This is a genomic window from Petralouisia sp. (assembly GCF_056822245.1).
Genome location: NZ_JBQIOP010000042.1, coordinates 1 through 20,014, shown reverse-complemented (window position 1 = coordinate 20,014; position 20,014 = coordinate 1). Strand labels below are relative to the sequence as shown.

Sequence of the window (20,014 nt, the reverse complement as noted above, 5' to 3'; positions counted from 1 at the left end):
AGAGAGGGAGATTATGAAATATGTGATTGTGCTTGGGGATGGAATGGCAGACCGTCCTCTGGAAGAGTTACAGGGAATGACACCCTTGGAATATGCCAAAACGCCTGTTATGGATCAGCTTGCGGCGGCGGGAGAGATTGGAACGGTGCACACCATTCCCGATGGAATGTCGCCGGGAAGCGATACGGCTAATCTGTCTGTACTGGGGTATGATCCGAAAATTTATTACTCCGGCCGTTCTCCCCTGGAGGCTTTAAGCATCGGCGTGGATATGAAAAAAGACGACGTATCTCTGCGCTGTAATCTGGTCACGCTGTCGGAGGAAGAGGAACATTACGAGGACAGGAAGATTCTGGATCACAGCTCCGATGAAATATCCACAGAGGATGCAGCAGTGCTGCTGGAGGCGGTGAAAAAGGAGCTGGAGACAGAAAATTATCATTTTTACACAGGCACCAGTTACCGCCATCTTCTCATTTGGGAAAAAGGCTCTGTGATAAACCTGGTTCAGCCCCACGACGTACTGGGACAGACCGTTGGCCAGCATTTGCCAAAGGATGATATTCTGCGGGAAATGATGAAGAAAAGCTATGAGATTCTGGTCAGCCATCCCATCAATCTGGAGCGGAAGAAGCAGGGGCTTCGGCCGGCCAATTCCTGTTGGTTCTGGGGAGCCGGCACCAGGCCGTCCCTGTCCTCTTTTGAAGAAAAAACAGGACTGAAAGGCGCCATGGTGTCAGCCGTGGATTTATTAAAGGGAATCGCCGTAGGCGCATCCATGAAAAATATTTCCGTTCCGGGCGCAACCGGCGGGCTTCACACCAATTATGAGGGCAAGGCCAAGGCTGCCGTGGAAGCCCTGACCAGAGAAAACTGTGATTTCGTGTATGTGCATGTGGAAGCGCCGGATGAAATGGGGCATCAGGGCAGCATTGAGAAAAAAGTGCAGGCCATCCAGTTTTTGGATGAGCGGGTGATTGGGCCCATCAAACAGGGATTGGAAGAGGCGGAAGAAGCGTTCCGGATGCTGATTATGCCGGATCATCCCACGCCCATCTGTATCCGCACTCATACCGGAGACGATGTGCCTTATCTTTTATATGACAGCAGCAGAATTCAGGAACATACATGGAAATACAATGAAAAAGAAGCGGCAGAAAGCAGCCATCATATTGCAAAAGGCTGTGAAATGATCGATTATCTCATTCAAAAATAGTTCAGGAGAACATTATGTTAATCGTAAAAAAATTCGGAGGCAGCTCCGTAGCAGATAAAGAACGGATTTACAATGTGGCAAAACGCTGCATTGAGGAATATCAGAAGGGAAATGATGTGGTGGTGGTATTGTCCGCCATGGGTAAAACCACGGATGGTTTGCTGGAGCTGGCAAGAGATATCTCCCCCAATCCTTCAAAACGGGAGATGGATATGCTTCTGGCCACCGGAGAGCAGACTTCTGCGGCTTTGATGTCCATGGCAATGGGAGCGTTGGGCGTGCCGTCCATTTCCCTGAATGCGTTTCAGGTGATGATGCAGACTTCCTCCCGGTACGGCAATGCCCGGTTTAAGAAAATTGACACCCAGCGCATCCGCCATGAACTGGAGAACCGCAGGATTGTCATTGTCACAGGATTTCAGGGTGTGAATAAATATGACGATCTTACCACGCTGGGCCGGGGCGGCTCAGATACCACAGCGGTGGCGCTTGCAGCAGTGCTCCACGCAGACGCCTGTGAGATTTACACGGATGTGGAGGGCGTTTACACTGCCGATCCCAGAATTGTGCCCAATGCCAAGAAGATTTCACAGATTACCTATGATGAAATGTTAGAATTGGCGACGCTGGGCGCAAAGGTCCTTCACAACCGCTCTGTGGAAATGGCAAAGAAATATGGTGTTCAGCTGGTAGTCCGTTCCAGCTTGAACAATGCCCAGGGAACCATCGTAAAGGAGGAGACAGACATGGAGAGTATGCTTGTCAGCGGAGTTGCAGTAGATAAAAATACAGCCAGAATCGCAGTGCTGGGGGTAAAGGACGTACCGGGAATTGCTTTTAAAATCTTTGATTTACTGGCTAAAAATAATATCAATGTGGATATCATTCTCCAGTCCATCGGAGGAGAAGGAACAAAAGATATTTCTTTTACGGTAGCCAGAGAGGATGCCGAAGAGACGGTTGCTGTTTTAAAGGAGCATAAAAACCGGATTACGGCAAGAGAAATTGAAGTGAATGACAAAGTGGCAAAAGTATCCATTGTAGGCGCCGGCATGCAGTCCAATCCCGGCGTTGCATCCAGAATGTTTGAGGCTTTGTATAACGTAGGCATTAATATCCGCATGATAGCCACCTCAGAAATCCGCATTACCGTCCTGATCAATGAAGAAGATGTGGATAAGGCAATGCGGGCGGTGCACGACCAGTTTATTGAGGATTAGAGTGTGTTTGAAAAATGCTCTGGAAGGCATTACAGCTGAATTCCTTTCAGCAAATCAATATGCCAAAAAAGCAGCAGCGCATTTTTTATGATAAAGTTCACAGCGACAATTATGAGGGCGGCCCACACATAGCCGTCCTTGTATTTCATTCCGATTTTTAATTTGTGCCTGGTCAGCCGCTCTATGGTCTGGCTGATCAGAAACCAGCCTCCCGTGAAAGCAGTGTACAGCACCAGGGGATGACAAAGAAAAGAGGTTAGAAAATCTCCTCTCAAAAGGGCTGAGACAGCCCTTGTTCCGCCGCAGCCGGGGCAGTAGATGCCAAGGAGGGTCTGCACGGCGCAGGGAAGCAGCAGTTTTTGGAAGGGAACGGGAAACAGACGCAGCAGAAGCAGTAAGACGCCTGCAGCGGCCAGCAATGCCCATCCCGTATAAAACAGAGCAGTTTCTTCTTTTTCTTGTTGTCTCATAGCACGATCCTTACGATATATGTTATAACAGAGTGACATTTATTTTACCTGTAATGCAGTATAATCTCTTTTTTACTGTTTGTCAAAATGAAAAAAATATGATATAGTGATTATGTGTATAGAAGAGATGGAATAAAATATATCAGAAAAGCGAGGTGTCTGTGATGGTAGGAGCAATCGGCGGAGGAAACAGCTACAGCAATTATGGGAATTATACCGGAATGTACGGAAATGCAGAGGAACGGGTCCGTCAGGGAAACCAGAACCAGGAGAAAACCCCGGGAGTCCGGGAAAGCAAAGACGGTTCAGTGAAAGAGATATCCAAGGATAAGGAACGCTGCCAGACCTGTGCAAAGCGCAAATATCAGGATGGTTCCAATGAGAATGTGTCGTTTAAATCGGCAGCCCATATCTCTCCGGAAGCGGCGGGCAGCGCAGTGCGGGCTCACGAGGGGGAACATGTGTCCAATGCCTATAACAAGGCGGCCCAGGAGGACGGCAAAGTAGTTTCCGCATCAGTCAGCATTCACACATCTGTCTGCCCGGAATGCGGAAAAACCTATGTGTCCGGCGGAACCACCTCCACCAGAATCAAATACCCGGCTGATCCTTATGAGCAGAGTAAAAAAACCCTTGGAGCAGAAGAAGCCAAAGGGAAAAATATTAATTATGCAGCATAAAATTGTCAAATGAAAGTTCAGGAGGAATGACTTATGGAAAAACGAAAATTATCAGCGAAGATTGTTATGATATGCTGTCTGGCATTGATTGGGATTCTGGCCGTTCCAAACACTGCTTACGCTAAGAAAATCACCAGTGACAGTCAGGTGAAAAGACTGGCAAAGAAAGAGGTAAAAGGCGCGGTCATTATAGAGATAGACAGAGATTACGAAAAAGGTAATCTGGTCTATGAAGTAAAACTGATGAAAGGAACCAAAGAATATGATCTGACCTACCGGGCTTCCGATGGAAAGCTGATAGAATATGATATGGAAGAACTGCGGGTAAAGCCCAGTTCCAAGAAAATCATCAGCAAAAGCAAATGCAAAAGACTGGCAAAGAAAAAGGTAAAAGGCGGGCAGATCATCAGCATTCGGCTGAAATTTGACGATGGAATTGAAGAATATAAGGTTAAGATGCAGAAAGGAAGCAAAAAGTACGAATTAGAGTACCATGCCCGCACCGGCAAATTAATCGGCTATCAGTGGAAGTTAAACCTGAAAACAAAACCAGGCCACAGCGGCTATATAGGAGTGGAAAAAGCGAAGCAGATTGCCCTTGCGGAAGTTCCGGGAGCGACTGTTGTCAAAGCAGAGTTTGATAACGACGACGGAGTGCCGGTTTATGAAGTGGAACTGGTGAAAGACGCCTGGGAGTATGAATTTAAGATTCATGCTAAGACAGGTCAGATCTTAGAACGGGATCAGGACAGCATTTACGATTAGGCAGAGACAATATTTATGTTAGATATGGAGTGTAAGAAATGAATCGTACATCGGCAGAATTAAAGAGACTGGCAAGGGAGAAGCTGACAGGACACTGGGGGCTGATCATCGGGGCAACGCTTCTGCTTGGCCTGATGATGTTTGCAGTATTAATTCCTTTTTATGTGCTGTTTTTTATCAGCAGAGGAGGGATAGTGCAGTTTTTGGCATATATGGCGGCAACAATGATTGTCAGTATTGTGTCCGTGATTATGCAGTGCGGAATCAGCAGAATGCAGCTTGGGTTTGCTAGAAATCAGGATACCGGGATTGGTATGATGTTCGGAGAATTTGCCAGAAGGCCGGAACGTTATATCCTTGGTGTTTTGATGCTGATAGGAATGGAGTTGCTCTGCTTTCTGCCGGCAAGCGTATGTTGGTCAGTGGCGGTTATGCAGAACGCGTTCCTGGCGTCCGGGATTGCAGCAGTGCTTTATATAGCGGGACTGGCAGTGGGCCTGCTGTTGGCATTCCGATATGAACTGGCATTTTTGTTGCTGGTGGATCATTCCCAGATGGGGGCGATAGAGGCATTTCGGGAAAGCTCCCGGCTGATGGATGGAAATAAGGGACGTTTGCTGTACATTTATCTCAGTTATATTGGATGGAGTATTTTGGGCATACTTTCCTGCGGAATCGGTACGCTCTGGATTTCACCCTATATGAACCAGACTGTGATTAGCTTTTATCTGGATGTGACAGGAGAATTAGACAGGGTGCAGAAAGCGGAGCCTGATGTTCCGCTTCCCGAGAGCCAATACTGATGGAGAAGTGAGGCTCTGCCTGTCAGATTTCAAATCTCAGAGGATACAGTGCTTCACTGCATTCAGAAATAACTGATATTCTTTGATAGAGTTGTTATTTCCATTGCGGAGATCAAATTTTCTGGAAATATCCCGTGCTTCTGTGCCGTAGTATTCTGCCAGAGCCTCAATGCGGTAGCAGCCGTCCGGCTGATAATAGGGCAGTTTAGAAGGTAGGCGGAGCCGGACATTTTTCTTGCCCAGTTTTAAAAGGGCCCGCATCATAATCTCAGCGCCGGTGCAGAACTCCATTTTATCAAGAGGCGTGTAAGTCAAAGACTGATAAGGGGCTTCCTCCTTAAAAAAACTCCAGGCGGCCTGCAGGTCAGTCAGCACCAGGTAAACAATAGAATCAGCGAAATAGCAGGAATGCATCCGTTGTTTTTTACGGATGCGTTCCATTTTTTTGAAATAAGGCTCCGCGTGTTTCGTATCATGAAGCCGTACGGCATAATGATATACAAGCCTTCCGTACTGAAAAATAAGGGAATATTCATCATAGTACCTGGTTTCCAACAGTTTTCCGGCTTTCAGCAAATTGTCAAGATCGCCGTACCAACAGGCCATCTCCCCTTCAAATGCCACAGTTTCCGCATCCCGCAAATGATGGGAGCGGTTCATAAGCCGGAATTCATGAAGGCTGTGCATGGCTTTTTCTTTGTCCCCTGCTGCCCGGTACAATCTTGCAGAGGCCATATGATAGACGAAAAGGGAATAGCCGTGGGTCAGGCAGAAAGATTTATATTTTTTAAGGTATTGTTCCATATCTGAGACAGAGATCTGATAAAAGAAATCTGCACAGTCCAGCACCCGTGAAAAAATGTGATTGACGGCTTCCGCTGCGGTGCAGGAACAGAAGGCAGGCATTTGAATCTCGGGATGGGATTCAAAGAACTCCAGAATCTCCGGAAAAATCACATACAGATACAGCAGATAATTGTCATCGCAGGAACAGGCATAATCATAGCGGAAAAACATCATATAACTATAGTCGTTTGCCAGATCTGCTTCCTGAATTGCCTGGCGGATTGCAGACAACCTGGCTTCTCCCGGCTCAAACTCCTGATATTCTTCCATAAGCTTTTGAGGATTGTACATTGCAGCTTCCTCCTTTCCAAACAGGAATATCAGTTTCAGACAGCAGGCGAAAGCTGATATTCCCAAAAAGTTACAGTAATAATTCGGAAACAGAAATAAAATTACAGCATATCAAAGTCATAAGAGCTGGAAGAATCGGGATATCCCAATTCCTGCATTAACTCCTCAATATAATTCAGATAGCCCTCCAATCCTCCGAACTGTGTCAGGATTGTAAGGAAAGAATAAATCAGAAAGAGAATGCCGCAGATAATGGCAATTATGCCCAGAACCAGTCCGGCCTTGGCATATCCGTTGGTGTGCATTTCCCCGCCCCGGGACAGCAGGGCAAAAATAATTGCCAGGGAGCCGAAGATAATGGCCGGATATACGCAGCAGCTCATAACAAGGCCGAGAATACCCATAACCATTGCGGCCACAGACATGCCGGCAGAGCGCATTTCTATATAAGATTTATTTGATTCGTAATCCATAAAAAACCTCCTTGCTATTCTTTTTTTACTGTGTTTTATTGTAGCATGTGTACTGAAAAAATACAATAAAAAGAATTTTGCCGGCTGCCTGCAGAGTTCTTGATTTTTTTCAGAATATGAGATAAACTTTTCCATAGCCTGGAGCGTGTTTGAAAAAAGAGAAATGAGATAAGGAGATTACTCAATGGATATTATTGTAAAATTAGCAGAAGAACTGAGCATTCAAAAACAGCAGGCAGAGGCTGCAGTAAAGCTGATTGACGAGGGAAATACAATCCCCTTTATTTCCAGATACCGGAAGGAAGCCACTGGAGCATTGAACGATGAAGTTCTGCGGAATCTCTATGAGCGGCTGACCTATCTGCGGAATTTAGAAGAGAAAAAAGAGCAGGTATTGTCCTCCATTGGAGAGCAGGGCAAATTGACAGAGGAACTGAAACAGCAGATACTTTCTGCAGAAACTCTGGTGGCAGTGGAAGATTTGTACCGTCCCTACCGGCCCAAACGGCGGACCAGAGCCACCATTGCCAAGGAAAAAGGATTAGAGCCTCTGGCAAATATTATTTTGCTGCAGATGACAGAGAAATCCCTGGAGGCAGAAGCGGAAGCCTTTGTGGATTCAGAGAAAGGCGTGGATACACCCGGGGAAGCCATTGCGGGAGCCATGGATATTCTGGCGGAAAATATTTCAGACGAAGCGGATTATCGGAAATACATCCGGGATTTGACCATGCGTGTCGGAAAAATCACTTCTGCGGCAAAAGCTCCGGAAGCAGAGTCCGTATATGAAATGTACTATGATTTTGAAGAAGGACTGGCAAAACTGGCGGGACACAGGATTCTGGCCCTGAACCGGGGAGAGGCGGAAAAAATTCTTACCGTGAAAGTGGAAGCCCCCACAGAACAGATTTTACAATACCTGGAAAAGAAAACCATTACCAGAGACAATCCCAATACATCTTTGGCCTTAAAAGCTGCGGCAGAGGACAGCTATAAACGTCTGATTGCACCGGCCATTGAGCGGGAAATCCGAAATGAGCTGACCGAACGGGCCCAGGACGGCGCCATTCGGGTATTCGGCAAAAATTTAGAACAGCTTCTGATGCAGCCGCCCATTGCCGGAAAAGTGGTGCTGGGCTGGGACCCCGCTTTCCGTACCGGATGCAAACTGGCCGTGGTGGATTCCACCGGAAAAGTGCTTGACACCACAGTCATTTACCCCACGGCTCCTCAGAATAAAGTGGAGGAATCTAAGGCGGTTTTGAAAAAACTGATTCAGAAATATGGAATTTCCCTGATTTCCGTGGGAAACGGAACAGCTTCCCGGGAATCAGAGATGATCATTGTTGATTTGCTGAAAGAAATTCCTGCGCCCGTTCAGTATGTCATTGTAAACGAAGCAGGGGCCTCTGTGTATTCTGCAAGCAAACTGGCTACAGAAGAATTTCCCAATTTTGACGTGGGGCAGAGAAGCGCGGCTTCCATTGCAAGGCGGCTGCAGGACCCGTTGGCGGAACTGGTGAAAATCGATCCCAAATCCATCGGGGTGGGACAGTATCAGCATGACATGAATCAGAAGAAATTAAGCGACGCTTTAGGCGGCGTTGTGGAGGACTGTGTGAACAAGGTAGGCGTGGATCTGAACACGGCTTCCGCCTCCCTGTTAGAGTATATTTCCGGCATTACAAAAGTCATTGCCAAAAATATCGTAACATACCGGGAAGAAAACGGCAGATTTCTCACCCGCGCCCAGCTTTTGAAGGTGGCAAAGCTGGGGCCAAAGGCATATGAACAGTGCGCAGGATTTATGCGGATCTCCGACGGGAAAAATCCCCTGGACGGCACCAGCGTCCATCCGGAAAGCTATGATGCAACCCTGAAGCTGTTGGACAAACTGGGTTATCAGCCGGAAGATATCCGTGAGGGCAGACTGGCAAGGATCTCCAAGAAGATATCTAATTATAAGAAACTGGCAGCGGAGCTGGAAATCGGGGAAATGACGCTTCAGGATATTGTTAAGGAACTGGAAAAACCGGCAAGAGATCCCAGGGACGACATGCCCAAGCCCATTCTGCGCAGCGATGTACTGGAAATGAAAGACCTGACTCCGGGCATGATTTTAAAAGGAACTGTGCGTAATGTGATTGATTTTGGGGCTTTTGTGGATATCGGCGTCCATCAGGACGGACTGGTACATATTTCCCAGATGACGGAGCGCTATATCAAGCACCCGCTGGAGGCGGTCAGCGTAGGGGATATTGTGGAGGTGAAAGTGATGAGCGTGGATTTGCAGAAAAAGCGGATTCAGCTCACCATGAAAATCTGACATTTTGAAAAATATGCCTGTTGACAGATGAAACAGGCAGGAGTAGAATAGAACCATAAATTAAATAGTGTTCTTCAGGGCAGGGTGACTTTTCCCGCAGAATGATATTTACAGAATTCTGGAGAAAGGAATTCCCGACCGACGGTGATACCCCAAGAGGGCAAGTCCGTGAGCCGCATGGCATGATTTGGTGAGAATCCAAAACCGACAGTACAGTCTGGATGGGAGAAGAAAGCGTTTTTATTAATGTGCGTATTTTATATGCCCTGGATCTCTGGATTCAGGGCATTTTTATAATTCTGAAGACACGAAAATATGAAAATAAAGGAGTGTTTTATCATGAGTACAAGGAACACAGCAGCAGGAAAACAAGGCGGCCAGAGGGATATCTGGAAAATGACCATGACAGCTATGCTGTCAGCCATTGCATTTCTTTTAATGTTTCTGGAATTTTCCGTTCCCATTATGCCGGCCTTTATCAAGATGGATTTGTCAGAGCTTCCGGCATTGATCGGGGCCTTTGCCATGGGGCCGGTCAGCGGGGCAATGATTTGCCTGATTAAGAATCTGCTTCATCTGTTTATGACCACCACCGGAGGAGTGGGGGAACTGTCCAACTTTGTTCTGGGGGCCGTGTTTGTGGTTCCGGCAGGTCTGATTTATCAGAAATGGAAGGGCAGAAAAAGCGCTGTTGCAGGCGCTTTGGCCGGAGCCGTACTGATGGCGTTTTTCAGTATTTTCTCCAACTATTTTATCGTATATCCCGTATATTATAACTTTATGCCGGAGGAAACCATATTGGCTGCTTATCAGATGATAGTTCCGGGCATGAAAAATATGTTGCAGTGCCTGATTCTGTTCAACACGCCTTTTACCTTTGTAAAGGGGGTGTTCAGCGTAGTGATTACCGTGTTGGTCTATAAACCCCTGTCTCCTTTCCTGAAAGGAAATTACAGAGACGCCAGAAGGGTGCAGAAGAATACGAGTACATCGAATAATTAATAACTGCCAGTTTCATTTGTCTATACTTCCGATAGCACAGCAGCAAGGATTTCAGGAGAAAAAATATGCAGCAGAATCAGGAATCAGAAAATTATAAACGTCAAAATCAGACACCGGAAGACTACATGCGCCAGGCATTGCAGCTTGCCCGCAAAGGGGAGGGAACGGTGTCTCCCAATCCCATGGTGGGCTGCGTAGCGGTGAAGCATGGAACTGTCATTGCCGCAGGTTACCATGAGCAATACGGCGGTTTTCACGCAGAGCGCAACGCTTTGTTAAACTGCACAGAGGATGCGGAAGGGGCAGAGCTGTACGTGACTCTGGAGCCCTGCTGTCATTACGGAAAGACGCCGCCCTGTACAGAAATTATAATCGAAAAGAAGATAAAGAAGGTCTATGTGGGCTGTCTGGATTCCAATCCAAAAGTGGCAGGAAAAGGCGTCAGGATATTGCAGGAACATGGAATTACAGTGGAAACCGGCATTTTAGAGCAGGAATGCAGAGAACTGAATGAAGTGTTTTTCCATTATATGGAGACGTCTATGCCTTTTCTGGCAATGAAATATGCCATGACTCTGGACGGAAAAATTGCCTGTGAAACAGGAGATTCCAAATGGATAACAGGAGAAGCGTCCAGAAATTATGTTCAATGTCTGCGGAACCGTTACCGGGGAATTATGGCTGGGATCGGAACGGTCCTTGCGGACGACCCTATGCTGAATTGCAGGATGGAGGGCGGCCGGAACCCGGTACGGATTATCTGTGATTCCAGACTGCGGATTCCTTTGGACAGCCAGATTGTAAAGACAGCCTCTGAGATAGAAACCATTGTAGCCTGGAGCCCGGACAGAGCCCTTATCTGGAGAAGCCGGGGAGATGAAGAATACAGGTGCGGACAGACCTCTGGAAACCCGGTATGGGACAGCGGAGAATGGTTGGGAGAAAGCAAAATATTAGAAGAAAAGAAACAGCTTTTGGAGCACAACGGCGTGATGCTTCTGGAGGTTCCCGCAGCAGAAACTGGAGAACTGAATCTTTCCCATTTGATGCGGCAGCTGGGAGAACGGGGCATCGACAGCATTTTGTTAGAAGGCGGCGGAACGCTCAATGCTTCCGCCCTGAAAGAGAATCTGGTGCAGCGCGTCTATGCCTTTATCGCCCCCAAGCTGGTGGCTGGGGCGAAAGCCAAATCCCCCGTTGAGGGCGCCGGCATTTCCCGGATGAAGGAGGCAGTCAGGCTGAAGGATGTGGAGGTGGCCAGATATGGGGAGGACTTATGCATGACGGGCAGAGTATGCTTTGATGCATAAGAAAATGTTCAAATAAAACAGCACAGTTTTTTCGGAAATCAGGAAAAATTCTGTGCAGATGGGAGGAAGATTTGTTTACCGGAATCATAGAAGAAACAGGGGAACTCTGGGAGGTTAAGAAAGAAACCCTTTCCGCCAGAATAAAAATCCGCTGCAGCAAGGTTTTGGAGGGAACGAAAATCGGTGACAGCATTGCCGTCAACGGAATCTGCCTTACGGTAACTTCCCTTGCAAAAGATGGATTTACAGCAGATGTAATGGCAGAAACCATGCGCCGCAGCAGCCTGTCAGAGCTGAAAATTCCCGGAACCGTGAATCTGGAGCGGGCCATGGCGGCAGACGGAAGATTCGGCGGCCACATCGTATCCGGCCATATTGACGGCACAGGAACCATTACAGGAATCCGGCAGGAAGAAAATGCAGTCTGGTACACCATTGCCGCAGAACCAAAGCTGCTTCGCTGCATTGTAGAAAAAGGCTCCGTCGCTTTAGACGGCATCAGCCTGACCGTGGCAAAAGTGACGGCAGAGGATTTTCAGGTATCCGTGATTCCCCATACCCGCCAGGAAACGGCGCTGCCGGAAAAACGGTCCGGAAGCGTTATCAATATCGAATGCGATGTTATTGGAAAATATGTGGAAAAACTTCTCACAGGGCCGAGGCCGGAGGAGAAGGAATCACACCTTACAGAAGGTTTTTTGATGGAACACGGATTTTTATAAAAAAGGCTGCCGCATTAAGAAATTCAGAAAGGAAGAAATGAAATGAGCAAGAAAATGGATTCTATTCCACAGGCAATTGAAGATATCAGACAGGGAAAAATCATTATGGTCATTGATGACCCGGACAGAGAAAACGAAGGAGACTTTATCTGCGCTACGGAATTTGCCACGCCGGAAAATATTAATTTCATGGCAACCCATGGAAAAGGCTTAATCTGTATGCCCATGAGCAGAGAATTATGTCAGAAGCTTGGTTTGAAACAGATGGTGGAGCAGAATACGGACAACCATCAGACGGCATTTACCGTATCCATTGACGGCATAAATACAGACACAGGAATTTCCGCCTTTGAGCGTTCCGAAACAGCTTTGGCAGCCGTAAAAGACGATGCAAAGCCAGAGGATTTCCGCAGGCCGGGCCATATGTTTCCGCTGGAATCCAGAGAAGGAGGCGTTTTAAAACGCACCGGCCACACAGAGGCAACGGTGGATTTGGCAATTCTGGCCGGATTAAAGCCCAGCGGACTTTGCTGTGAGATTATGCGGGAAGACGGAACCATGATGCGTACCACAGAACTGTTGGAGCTGGCAGAAAAGTTCCAGATGACGGTTATTACCATTGCGGATCTGGTACGTTACCGGATGGAGATTGACAGTCTGGTCCGTCAGGAGGCCCATGCCAAACTTCCCACAAAATACGGAGAATTTGAAATCTACGGCTATGTAAACAAATTAAATGGAGAACACCATGTGGCTCTGGTAATGGGAGATGTTGCAGACGGAACGCCGGTGCTGTGCCGGGTTCATTCCGAATGCCTTACCGGAGATGTGTTCGGCTCCGGCCGCTGCGACTGCGGAGAACAGCTGGACGCAGCCATGAAAGCCATTGCAGAAGAAGGCCGGGGAATTCTTCTGTATATGCGCCAGGAAGGCCGCGGAATCGGCTTGATCAACAAGCTGAAAGCCTATGAACTGCAGGAAAGGGGCCTTGACACCGTGGAAGCCAACGTGGAACTGGGCTTTGCGCCGGATCTGCGGGATTACGGAATCGGAGCCCAGATTCTCCATGATTTAGGCGCCGAAAAACTTCGTCTGCTTACCAACAATCCCAAGAAAATCACCGGACTTTCCGGCTACGGCATTTCCATCGAAGAGCGGGTGCCGATCCAGATGCCGGCCAAGCACACAGACGTATTTTATCTGAAAACCAAACAGAGCAAAATGCAGCATATGACCAATTACTAACAGATTTAAACATAGAAAAGAGGAGAAAGTTATGCGAGTATTAGAAGGAAACGTAGTTGCAAACGGAACAAAAGTCGGAATTGTGGCTTCCAGGTTCAATGAATTTATTGTGTCCAAGCTGATAGGCGGCGCCCAGGACGCCCTGATCCGCCATGGCGTCAGAGACGATGATATTACTCTGGCATGGGTGCCGGGAGCCTTTGAGATTCCCCTGACCGCACAGAAGATGGCGGAAACCGGCAATTATGACGCGGTTATCTGTCTGGGAGCTGTTATCAAAGGCGCCACCACCCATTACGATTATGTATGCGCAGAAGTCAGCAAGGGCGTGGCAGCCGTAGGGTTAAAGACAGAAATTCCTGTGATTTTCGGCGTGGTCACCACCGATAATATTGAGCAGGCCATTGAACGGGCCGGAACCAAAGCCGGAAATAAAGGTTATGACGCGGCATGTACGGCAATTGAGATGGTGAATCTGATTCAGAATATGAAATAGAGGAAAAAGAAGGAGCTGTTGTGAAATTTTGTTTTACGGCAGCTTCAATCTGTTGACGGCATTCTCTTTCCTCTGTAAAATGATACTTGTACTGCTTATCCGAACATAGTATAATATGACGAAAGCAAAGAAAAGGAGCATACAAAATGTCAGTAGAATTTGATACAACCATCACAGAGAAGGACATGTACCAGTTTAACCTTTACCATGCCTATCACGGTTTTCAGGGCATTGTGGCAACCCTCGTGGGCGTCTGGGTACTGATTATGGCAGTGATCACCTTCGGAAAAGTAGAGATGATGTATACGCTGCTGTATCTGGTATTCGGCGTGGTATTTCTGGTTTATGTGCCGGTAAGCCTCAATCTGCGTTCCAAACAGCAGATCAGAAACTCCGAGATTTTGAAACAGGCCCTTCACTATAAAATTGACGACGCAGGAATCCATGTATCCCAGGGAGAAGAAACCGCGGAACTGGAATGGAAGCAGATTTATAAGATGGTATCTACCAGAAACAGCCTGCTCATCTACAGTAACCGTGTCAATGCCTATGTGATTCCCCGGGAAGCCGTTGGAGGAAAATATGAGGAGGTAGTGGGCCTTGCCGTCAATCATTTGGAAGGCTACCGCCTGAAGCTGAATCCCTTTCACATTTAAGGGGATATTTTCTGCGTACCGAAATACAAATTGTTTCATGCAGTACGAAAAGCAGAAGGAAATAGAGGTTAGAACATGCTGAATACAGAAACATTTTCCCCGGAAGAGACTTTTCAACTGGGACAAAAAATAGGAGAACAGGCCAAACCAGGAGAATTATATACCTTAATCGGAGACCTTGGCGTCGGCAAAACCGTACTGACCCAGGGCATAGCCAGAGGGCTCGGAATCGAAGAGCCAATCAGCAGTCCCACATTTACCATTGTGCAGGTTTATGAAGAAGGAAGAATGCCCTTCTATCATTTTGATGTTTACCGGATCGGCGATGTGGAAGAAATGGAAGAAATCGGATATGAAGATTATTTTTACGGACAGGGAATCACTATGATTGAGTGGGCCAATCTGATTGAAGAAATCCTTCCAAACCACTATCGGGAAATCCGGATAGAAAAAGATTTGGAACAGGGATTTGACTATCGCAGAATTACGGTAAGAGAGGTAACAAAATGAAAATATTAGGACTGGACAGCTCCGGCCTGGTGGCCGGTGTGGCTGTTGTGGAGAAAGACAATCTGTTGGCAGAATATACCGTAAATTATAAGAAAACTCACTCTCAGACATTACTTCCCATGTTAGATGCAATTGCCAAAATGATCGATCTGGATTTGGATTCCATAGATGCAATCGCTGTTGCAGGCGGTCCGGGCTCATTTACAGGGCTTCGAATCGGTTCCGCCACTGCCAAGGGTCTGGGCCTTGCTCTGCAGAAACCCCTGATTCAGATTCCAACCGTAGACGGTCTTGCCTATAACCTCTGGGGCTGCAGGGATATGGTATGTCCTTTGATGGACGCCAGAAGAAACCAGACCTACACCGGATTATATGAATTTACAGCAGACCGTATGGAGACGCTGAAATCCCAGTGCGCTGTGGGAATTGATGAAATTGTGGAGGAAATCAATCGCCGGAGCCGTCCGGTTGTGTTTTTGGGAGACGGCGTGCCGGTATTTCGGCCGTATCTGGAAGAAAACTGCCAGGTGCCATATTCCTTTGCCCCGGCCCATCTGAACAAACAGCGCGCAGCTTCCGTGGCAACTTTGGCCTGCAGGTATTACCGGGAAGGAAAGACGCAGCCTGCAGCGGCCCACAGCCCGGATTATCTGCGTTTATCCCAGGCAGAACGGGAGCGTCAGGCAAAAGAGCGGCAGGAGGAAAAATGACGGAATTAGAATTTGGAGAACTGGAGGTTGGGGACATTCCCGCAGTTGCTGAACTGGAGCAGCAGCTTTTTTCATGCCCCTGGTCTGAACAGGCATTTTTAGAGACCTTCCATCAGGATACATTGTTTGTCACAGCCCGAACCGGCCATGAGATCGCTGGGTACTGCGGAATGTACTGTTATGCCGGAGGAGAAGGGGAAATTACCAATGTGGCTGTAGCGCCCCGTTGCCAGAATCAGGGAATCGGCCGCAGAATGCTGACTTATCTGTTGAAGCAGGCCCGCAGCCGGGGAATGGTTCGGATTATTTTAGAGGTGCGCGTTTCTAATGAGAACGCCATTCATTTATACGAAAAATTAGGATTCAAAAACTGCGGAATCCGAAAGAATTTATACGAACTGCCCAGAGAGGACGGTATGATTATGGTTCTGGAATGACAGCCAGACATTTGCCGGATGCGCCCGGGAAGAATGGCTGTAATTTCCTCTTTCCAATCCGGGGGTCTTTTCGCTATAATAAAATATGAGAAAATGTCTGTTTTAGACTGGAAAACATACTTACGCGGGCTATATCCATCACGGCCTGTAAAAAGCGAAAAGCAGGGAGGACAAGAGATGAAAACAAAAGACAGGAAAATTATCTGCAATTGCTGTGGAAAAACTCTTTGGGAGGGCGCCGGAATTCCCAGGGAAGAATTTCTCCATGTAGAAAAAGAGTGGGGATATTTTTCAGGAAAAGACGGGGAAATTCAGGAATTTGACATTTGCGAGGCCTGTTACGATCAATGGGTGAAAAGTTTTCAGATTCCGGTGCGGACGATAGAAATCACAGAACTGGTTTAAACAGGACAGAATTTGAGAGGAAATAGTATGTTGGATGTATGTTTGTTGGGAACGGCAGGAATGATGCCGCTGCCTTACCGCTGGCTGACTGCGCTGATGACCCGCTATAATGGCAGCAGCCTTCTGATTGACTGCGGCGAGGGCACGCAGATCGCCATGAAAGAGAAAGGATGGAGCGCAAAGCCCATTGATACCATATGCTTTACCCATTACCATGCCGATCACATCAGCGGCCTGCCGGGACTTTTGCTCACGATGGGCAATGCGGAGCGGACAAAACCGCTGACGATGATAGGGCCGAAAGGCTTAGAACGGGTGGTAAATGCGCTGAAGGTCATTGCGCCGGAGCTGCCCTTTGAAATCCGTTTTGTGGAACTGTCGCAGCCGGTGGAGCATTTAGAAGAGCAGGGATATCATATCACCGCATTCCGTGTCAACCATAATATTACCTGTTATGGATATACCATAGAAATCCCCAGAGCCGGCGAATTTCAGGTGGAGCAAGCCAAGAATCTGGGCATTCCAATGAAGTTCTGGAGCAGGCTGCAAAAAGGGGAAACCATTCAGCAGGAAGGAAAGGTCTATACCCCGGAACTGGTGTTGGGGCCGCCCAGAAAAGGCATTAAGCTGACCTATTGCACAGATACCAGGCCGGTGGCAGCTATTACGGAAAATGCCAGAAATGCCGATTTATTAATCATAGAGGGAATGTATGCAGAAAAGGAAAAAGCAGCGAAGGCCAGGCAGTATAAGCATATGACCTTTTATGAGGCGGCAGAAATTGCCAGGGATGCAGAGGCTTCTGAAATGTGGCTGACCCATTTCAGCCCTTCGCTGGTGCATGCAGAGGACTATATGGAAGAAGTGCGCAGCATTTATCCAGCGGCGAAACTGGGCAAAGACGGGAAAACGGCAGAACTGGATTTTGCGTGAATTACCGGCCGAAAATGCTGCTGATTGGCGAGGAGGGATTTTTATGAAAAAAAATGGCGTGAAATCAACCATAATTATTGTGGTTTGCGCAGCATTATGTCTGGGATATTATTATTACCTGACCCAGAAGGACAGCGGAAAAGAACCAACACTGTCAGATGTGGAGCTGATAATTTCCAAGGATTTGGAACGTTCGTATCCCAAGACAGCAAGAGAAGTGGTGAAGTTTTATAACCAGATTCTGGAGTGCTACTACAGCGAAAATTATACACAGGAACAGTTGGGAAAAATGACGGCCCAGGCCAGAATTTTAATGGATGATGAACTGCAGGAAATCAACCCGCAGGATCTCTATTTAGAAGCGGTAAAAGCAGACATTTCCAGCTATAAAGAAGAAAAAAAGCAGGTTTCCAATATCACTATGGAGAGCAGCAAAGAAGTGGAATATAAGACGAAAAACGGCAAAGATTATGCTTATGTGGATGTGGCTTATTTTCTGAAAAGCAAAAATAAAAAAGAAAAATCAGGACGCGTCAGCCAGACATATATTCTTCGGAAAGACGAGGACAGCAATTGGCGGATACTGGGATTTTATCAGGAGTAAATTAAAATGACAGGAGAGAAACAGAAGAATGCGGTGATTCTGGCAATTGAAAGTTCCTGTGACGAGACAGCGGCCGCAGTAGTAAGGAACGGGAGAGAGGTATTGTCCAATATTATTTCTTCCCAGATTGATCTGCACACGCTGTACGGGGGTGTAGTGCCGGAAATTGCATCCAGAAAACATATCGAAAGAATCAATCAGGTAATTGAAGAATCGCTGTCAGAAGCAGGAATGTCTTTAGAGGACATGGACGCTGTTGCCGTTACCTATGGTCCGGGACTGGTAGGTGCGCTGCTGGTAGGGGTGGCAGAGGCCAAAGCCATCGCTTATGGGGCAGGGAAGCCATTGATCGGAGTGCATCATATCGAAGGGCATATCAGCGCCAACTATATTGAAAACAAAGAATTAAAGCCGCCCTTTTTATGTCTGGTTGTATCCGGCGGCCATACCCATCTGGTAAAAGTAAAGGATTACGGCGTTTATGAGATTCTGGGAAGAACCAGAGATGATGCGGCAGGAGAGGCTTTCGACAAAGTGGCCCGCGCCATTGGTTTGGGCTATCCCGGCGGTCCTAAAATTGAAAAAGCTGCCAGGCAGGGAGATCCCCGGGCGATTGCGTTTCCCAGGGCAAAAGTGGCAGATCATCCCTATGATTTCAGTTTTAGCGGAGTGAAGTCAGCAGTGCTTAATTATATTAATGGGTGCCGTATGAAAAATATCCCCATTGTGGAAGCGGATATCGCAGCATCCTTTCAGCAGGCAGTGACAGATGTGCTGATAGAACATGCCATGACGGCAGCAGAGGAGTTTCAGATGGAGCAGTTTGCCATTGCCGGCGGAGTGGCTTCCAATCAAATGCTGCGCAGCAAAATGGAGGCTGCCTGCAGAGAACGGGGGCTTAAATTTTATCATCCTTCCCCGGTATTCTGCACCGATAACGCTGCAATGATCGGCGCGGCAGCTTATTATGAATATCTTGCAGGGAAATTTGCGGGATGGGATTTGAATGCAGTTCCGAATCTGAAACTGGGAGAACGTTAATGAAAGGAAAAAAATACGCGGCAGTAGTTTTGTCTGCCGGAAAAGGAACACGTATGAACAGCCCAGTGCCCAAACAGTACTTGTTACTGGAGGGGAAACCTGTGCTGTATTATGCTCTGCAGGCTTTTGAAGAGAGCATGGTGGATGAAATAGTACTGGTTACCGGACAGGATGAGATAGAATACTGTCAGAAAGAAATTGTGGAAAAATATGGATTTACCAAAGTAATAGCAGTGACAGCCGGAGGAGCAGAACGGTATCATTCAGTATTTTGCGGACTGACGGAACTGAATTGTTTAAAAAACCGGCCGGATTATGTGATGATTCACGATGGCGCAAGACCATTTATCAACGATGAAATTATCAGCCGGTGCGCTCAGACAGCGGAAAAATTTCAGGCTTGCGCAGCAGGAATGCCGGTAAAAGACACCATAAAGATTGCAGATGACTCTCTGTTTGCAAAAGAAACGCCCCAGCGGAAATATGTCTGGCAAATCCAGACGCCGCAGGCATTTGCATTTCCTTTGATCTATCAGGCATATGAAGAACTGATGAAAAGAGAACAGAAGGGAGAAGTGTTTGCAGTAACAGACGATGCTATGGTGCTTGAGACAATTTGCGGTCAAAAAGTAAAATTAACAGAAGGTTCTTATGAAAATATCAAGATTACAACACCGGAAGATCTGAAACTGGCAAAGGCTTTTTTCCCGAAAATACGGTAAAAAACAGCAGTCAATAAACGGGTAAAGTAAAAAAGGTGAATTGAAAAAGTAAATTCCACTTTGTAAGATTAAATTCCGCTTTGAAAAAGTAAATTCAATAGGAATACAGAAAAATAGAGATTTCATATAGA

The 20,014-nt window shown here is 47.1% G+C and carries 23 protein-coding genes and 1 riboswitch; of the genes, 20 read left to right on the top strand and 3 right to left on the bottom strand.

Annotated elements, in window-relative coordinates; translation table 11 throughout:
* Positions 1–13: 13 nt before the first annotated feature.
* On the top strand, positions 14–1,216 hold the full coding sequence (locus ACTO17_RS14960) for a cofactor-independent phosphoglycerate mutase (RefSeq protein ID WP_482558501.1): 1,203 nt from the start codon (positions 14–16) through the stop codon (positions 1,214–1,216).
* Positions 1,217–1,230: 14 nt separating this feature from the next.
* Complete coding sequence (locus tag ACTO17_RS14955) at positions 1,231–2,436, top strand: aspartate kinase (RefSeq protein ID WP_482558500.1); 1,206 nt, start codon at positions 1,231–1,233, stop codon at positions 2,434–2,436.
* A 29-nt stretch (positions 2,437–2,465) separates the two neighbouring features.
* Here the strand turns inward: ACTO17_RS14955 and ACTO17_RS14950 are convergent, their stop codons facing one another.
* Positions 2,466–2,906: a DUF2752 domain-containing protein gene (locus ACTO17_RS14950; RefSeq protein WP_482558499.1), complete on the bottom strand. Its 441-nt coding sequence runs from the start codon at positions 2,904–2,906 to the stop codon at positions 2,466–2,468.
* Between the two features lie 164 nt (positions 2,907–3,070).
* Here ACTO17_RS14950 and ACTO17_RS14945 point away from each other — a divergent pair, with 164 nt between their 5' ends.
* The 3 genes from ACTO17_RS14945 to ACTO17_RS14935 are packed head-to-tail and all read left to right on the top strand — an operon-like array spanning position 3,071 to position 5,154.
* Entirely contained in the window at positions 3,071–3,586 is a 516-nt protein-coding gene (locus tag ACTO17_RS14945; RefSeq protein ID WP_482558498.1) for a hypothetical protein, read from the top strand.
* Between the two features lie 33 nt (positions 3,587–3,619).
* Positions 3,620–4,351 carry a PepSY domain-containing protein gene (locus tag ACTO17_RS14940; RefSeq protein WP_482558497.1) on the top strand — a complete coding sequence of 244 codons (732 nt, stop codon included), beginning with the start codon at positions 3,620–3,622 and terminating at the stop codon, positions 4,349–4,351.
* A 38-nt stretch (positions 4,352–4,389) separates the two neighbouring features.
* Positions 4,390–5,154 (top strand): DUF975 family protein, encoded by a 765-nt coding sequence (locus ACTO17_RS14935; RefSeq protein ID WP_482558496.1) that lies wholly within the window; start codon positions 4,390–4,392, stop codon positions 5,152–5,154.
* Between the two features lie 36 nt (positions 5,155–5,190).
* Here the strand turns inward: ACTO17_RS14935 and ACTO17_RS14930 are convergent, their stop codons facing one another.
* Positions 5,191–6,291: a hypothetical protein gene (locus tag ACTO17_RS14930; RefSeq protein ID WP_482558495.1), complete on the bottom strand. Its 1,101-nt coding sequence runs from the start codon at positions 6,289–6,291 to the stop codon at positions 5,191–5,193.
* A gap of 101 nt (positions 6,292–6,392) precedes the next feature.
* Positions 6,393–6,764 carry a DUF4190 domain-containing protein gene (locus tag ACTO17_RS14925; protein ID WP_172537037.1) on the bottom strand — a complete coding sequence of 124 codons (372 nt, stop codon included), beginning with the start codon at positions 6,762–6,764 and terminating at the stop codon, positions 6,393–6,395.
* 184 nt (positions 6,765–6,948) lie between these two features.
* Between ACTO17_RS14925 and ACTO17_RS14920 the strand changes: the two genes are divergently transcribed.
* The 15 genes from ACTO17_RS14920 to ispD all read left to right on the top strand — a co-directional run bounded on the left by ACTO17_RS14920 (position 6,949) and on the right by ispD (position 19,883).
* On the top strand, positions 6,949–9,090 hold the full coding sequence (locus ACTO17_RS14920) for a Tex family protein (protein WP_482558494.1): 2,142 nt from the start codon (positions 6,949–6,951) through the stop codon (positions 9,088–9,090).
* A gap of 66 nt (positions 9,091–9,156) precedes the next feature.
* Positions 9,157–9,327, top strand: a riboswitch (FMN riboswitch).
* 102 nt (positions 9,328–9,429) lie between these two features.
* Positions 9,430–10,092, top strand: a complete 663-nt coding sequence (locus ACTO17_RS14915) for an ECF transporter S component (protein ID WP_482558493.1) — start codon at positions 9,430–9,432, stop codon at positions 10,090–10,092.
* 65 nt (positions 10,093–10,157) lie between these two features.
* Positions 10,158–11,402 carry a bifunctional diaminohydroxyphosphoribosylaminopyrimidine deaminase/5-amino-6-(5-phosphoribosylamino)uracil reductase RibD gene (ribD, locus tag ACTO17_RS14910; RefSeq protein ID WP_482558492.1) on the top strand — a complete coding sequence of 415 codons (1,245 nt, stop codon included), beginning with the start codon at positions 10,158–10,160 and terminating at the stop codon, positions 11,400–11,402.
* Positions 11,403–11,473: 71 nt separating this feature from the next.
* Positions 11,474–12,124 carry a riboflavin synthase gene (gene ribE, locus ACTO17_RS14905; RefSeq protein ID WP_482558491.1) on the top strand — a complete coding sequence of 217 codons (651 nt, stop codon included), beginning with the start codon at positions 11,474–11,476 and terminating at the stop codon, positions 12,122–12,124.
* A 42-nt stretch (positions 12,125–12,166) separates the two neighbouring features.
* Positions 12,167–13,369, top strand: coding sequence for a bifunctional 3,4-dihydroxy-2-butanone-4-phosphate synthase/GTP cyclohydrolase II (locus ACTO17_RS14900; protein ID WP_482558490.1), 1,203 nt, complete (start codon positions 12,167–12,169; stop codon positions 13,367–13,369).
* Positions 13,370–13,400: 31 nt separating this feature from the next.
* Positions 13,401–13,865: a 6,7-dimethyl-8-ribityllumazine synthase gene (gene ribH / locus ACTO17_RS14895; RefSeq protein WP_482558489.1), complete on the top strand. Its 465-nt coding sequence runs from the start codon at positions 13,401–13,403 to the stop codon at positions 13,863–13,865.
* A 146-nt stretch (positions 13,866–14,011) separates the two neighbouring features.
* Positions 14,012–14,521: a YcxB family protein gene (locus tag ACTO17_RS14890; protein WP_172537030.1), complete on the top strand. Its 510-nt coding sequence runs from the start codon at positions 14,012–14,014 to the stop codon at positions 14,519–14,521.
* A gap of 75 nt (positions 14,522–14,596) precedes the next feature.
* Positions 14,597–15,031: a tRNA (adenosine(37)-N6)-threonylcarbamoyltransferase complex ATPase subunit type 1 TsaE gene (tsaE, locus tag ACTO17_RS14885; protein ID WP_482558488.1), complete on the top strand. Its 435-nt coding sequence runs from the start codon at positions 14,597–14,599 to the stop codon at positions 15,029–15,031.
* Positions 15,028–15,741, top strand: coding sequence for a tRNA (adenosine(37)-N6)-threonylcarbamoyltransferase complex dimerization subunit type 1 TsaB (gene tsaB / locus ACTO17_RS14880; protein ID WP_482558487.1), 714 nt, complete (start codon positions 15,028–15,030; stop codon positions 15,739–15,741). The genes tsaE and tsaB overlap by 4 nt, the downstream gene beginning before the upstream one ends.
* Positions 15,738–16,178: a ribosomal protein S18-alanine N-acetyltransferase gene (gene rimI / locus ACTO17_RS14875; protein WP_482558486.1), complete on the top strand. Its 441-nt coding sequence runs from the start codon at positions 15,738–15,740 to the stop codon at positions 16,176–16,178. Before tsaB ends, rimI begins: the two co-directional genes overlap by 4 nt.
* Before the next feature lie 177 nt (positions 16,179–16,355).
* A complete protein-coding gene (locus ACTO17_RS14870) occupies positions 16,356–16,583 on the top strand; it encodes a hypothetical protein (protein ID WP_482558485.1) in 228 nt (75 codons plus the stop codon).
* 27 nt (positions 16,584–16,610) lie between these two features.
* Positions 16,611–17,516, top strand: a complete 906-nt coding sequence (locus ACTO17_RS14865; RefSeq protein ID WP_172537025.1) for a ribonuclease Z — start codon at positions 16,611–16,613, stop codon at positions 17,514–17,516.
* Between the two features lie 43 nt (positions 17,517–17,559).
* The gene (locus ACTO17_RS14860; protein ID WP_482558484.1) at positions 17,560–18,120 is read left to right on the top strand and encodes a DUF6715 family protein; all 561 of its coding nucleotides are present in this window, start codon (positions 17,560–17,562) and stop codon (positions 18,118–18,120) included.
* A gap of 6 nt (positions 18,121–18,126) precedes the next feature.
* Positions 18,127–19,161 carry a tRNA (adenosine(37)-N6)-threonylcarbamoyltransferase complex transferase subunit TsaD gene (gene tsaD / locus ACTO17_RS14855; protein WP_482558483.1) on the top strand — a complete coding sequence of 345 codons (1,035 nt, stop codon included), beginning with the start codon at positions 18,127–18,129 and terminating at the stop codon, positions 19,159–19,161.
* Positions 19,161–19,883, top strand: a complete 723-nt coding sequence (ispD, locus tag ACTO17_RS14850; protein ID WP_482558482.1) for a 2-C-methyl-D-erythritol 4-phosphate cytidylyltransferase — start codon at positions 19,161–19,163, stop codon at positions 19,881–19,883. Before tsaD ends, ispD begins: the two co-directional genes overlap by 1 nt.
* Positions 19,884–20,014: the final 131 nt, after the last annotated feature.

Excerpts from the sequence above, each read along its gene's own strand:
- ACTO17_RS14960 (WP_482558501.1), top strand. The coding sequence starts at position 14 with ATGAAATATGTGATTGTGCTTGGGGATGGAATGGCAGACCGTCCTCTG.
- ribH (WP_482558489.1), top strand. The coding sequence starts at position 13,401 with ATGCGAGTATTAGAAGGAAACGTAGTTGCAAACGGAACAAAAGTCGGA.
- tsaD (WP_482558483.1), top strand. The coding sequence starts at position 18,127 with ATGACAGGAGAGAAACAGAAGAATGCGGTGATTCTGGCAATTGAAAGT.
- tsaB (WP_482558487.1), top strand. The coding sequence starts at position 15,028 with ATGAAAATATTAGGACTGGACAGCTCCGGCCTGGTGGCCGGTGTGGCT.
- ispD (WP_482558482.1), top strand. The coding sequence starts at position 19,161 with ATGAAAGGAAAAAAATACGCGGCAGTAGTTTTGTCTGCCGGAAAAGGA.
- ACTO17_RS14870 (WP_482558485.1), top strand. The coding sequence starts at position 16,356 with ATGAAAACAAAAGACAGGAAAATTATCTGCAATTGCTGTGGAAAAACT.
- ACTO17_RS14865 (WP_172537025.1), top strand. The coding sequence starts at position 16,611 with ATGTTGGATGTATGTTTGTTGGGAACGGCAGGAATGATGCCGCTGCCT.
- ACTO17_RS14925 (WP_172537037.1), bottom strand. The coding sequence starts at position 6,764 with ATGGATTACGAATCAAATAAATCTTATATAGAAATGCGCTCTGCCGGC.
- tsaE (WP_482558488.1), top strand. The coding sequence starts at position 14,597 with ATGCTGAATACAGAAACATTTTCCCCGGAAGAGACTTTTCAACTGGGA.
- ACTO17_RS14860 (WP_482558484.1), top strand. The coding sequence starts at position 17,560 with ATGAAAAAAAATGGCGTGAAATCAACCATAATTATTGTGGTTTGCGCA.
- ribD (WP_482558492.1), top strand. The coding sequence starts at position 10,158 with ATGCAGCAGAATCAGGAATCAGAAAATTATAAACGTCAAAATCAGACA.
- ACTO17_RS14920 (WP_482558494.1), top strand. The coding sequence starts at position 6,949 with ATGGATATTATTGTAAAATTAGCAGAAGAACTGAGCATTCAAAAACAG.
- ACTO17_RS14900 (WP_482558490.1), top strand. The coding sequence starts at position 12,167 with ATGAGCAAGAAAATGGATTCTATTCCACAGGCAATTGAAGATATCAGA.
- ACTO17_RS14915 (WP_482558493.1), top strand. The coding sequence starts at position 9,430 with ATGAGTACAAGGAACACAGCAGCAGGAAAACAAGGCGGCCAGAGGGAT.
- ACTO17_RS14935 (WP_482558496.1), top strand. The coding sequence starts at position 4,390 with ATGAATCGTACATCGGCAGAATTAAAGAGACTGGCAAGGGAGAAGCTG.
- ACTO17_RS14955 (WP_482558500.1), top strand. The coding sequence starts at position 1,231 with ATGTTAATCGTAAAAAAATTCGGAGGCAGCTCCGTAGCAGATAAAGAA.
- ACTO17_RS14930 (WP_482558495.1), bottom strand. The coding sequence starts at position 6,291 with ATGTACAATCCTCAAAAGCTTATGGAAGAATATCAGGAGTTTGAGCCG.
- ACTO17_RS14940 (WP_482558497.1), top strand. The coding sequence starts at position 3,620 with ATGGAAAAACGAAAATTATCAGCGAAGATTGTTATGATATGCTGTCTG.
- rimI (WP_482558486.1), top strand. The coding sequence starts at position 15,738 with ATGACGGAATTAGAATTTGGAGAACTGGAGGTTGGGGACATTCCCGCA.
- ACTO17_RS14950 (WP_482558499.1), bottom strand. The coding sequence starts at position 2,906 with ATGAGACAACAAGAAAAAGAAGAAACTGCTCTGTTTTATACGGGATGG.
- ACTO17_RS14945 (WP_482558498.1), top strand. The coding sequence starts at position 3,071 with ATGGTAGGAGCAATCGGCGGAGGAAACAGCTACAGCAATTATGGGAAT.
- ACTO17_RS14890 (WP_172537030.1), top strand. The coding sequence starts at position 14,012 with ATGTCAGTAGAATTTGATACAACCATCACAGAGAAGGACATGTACCAG.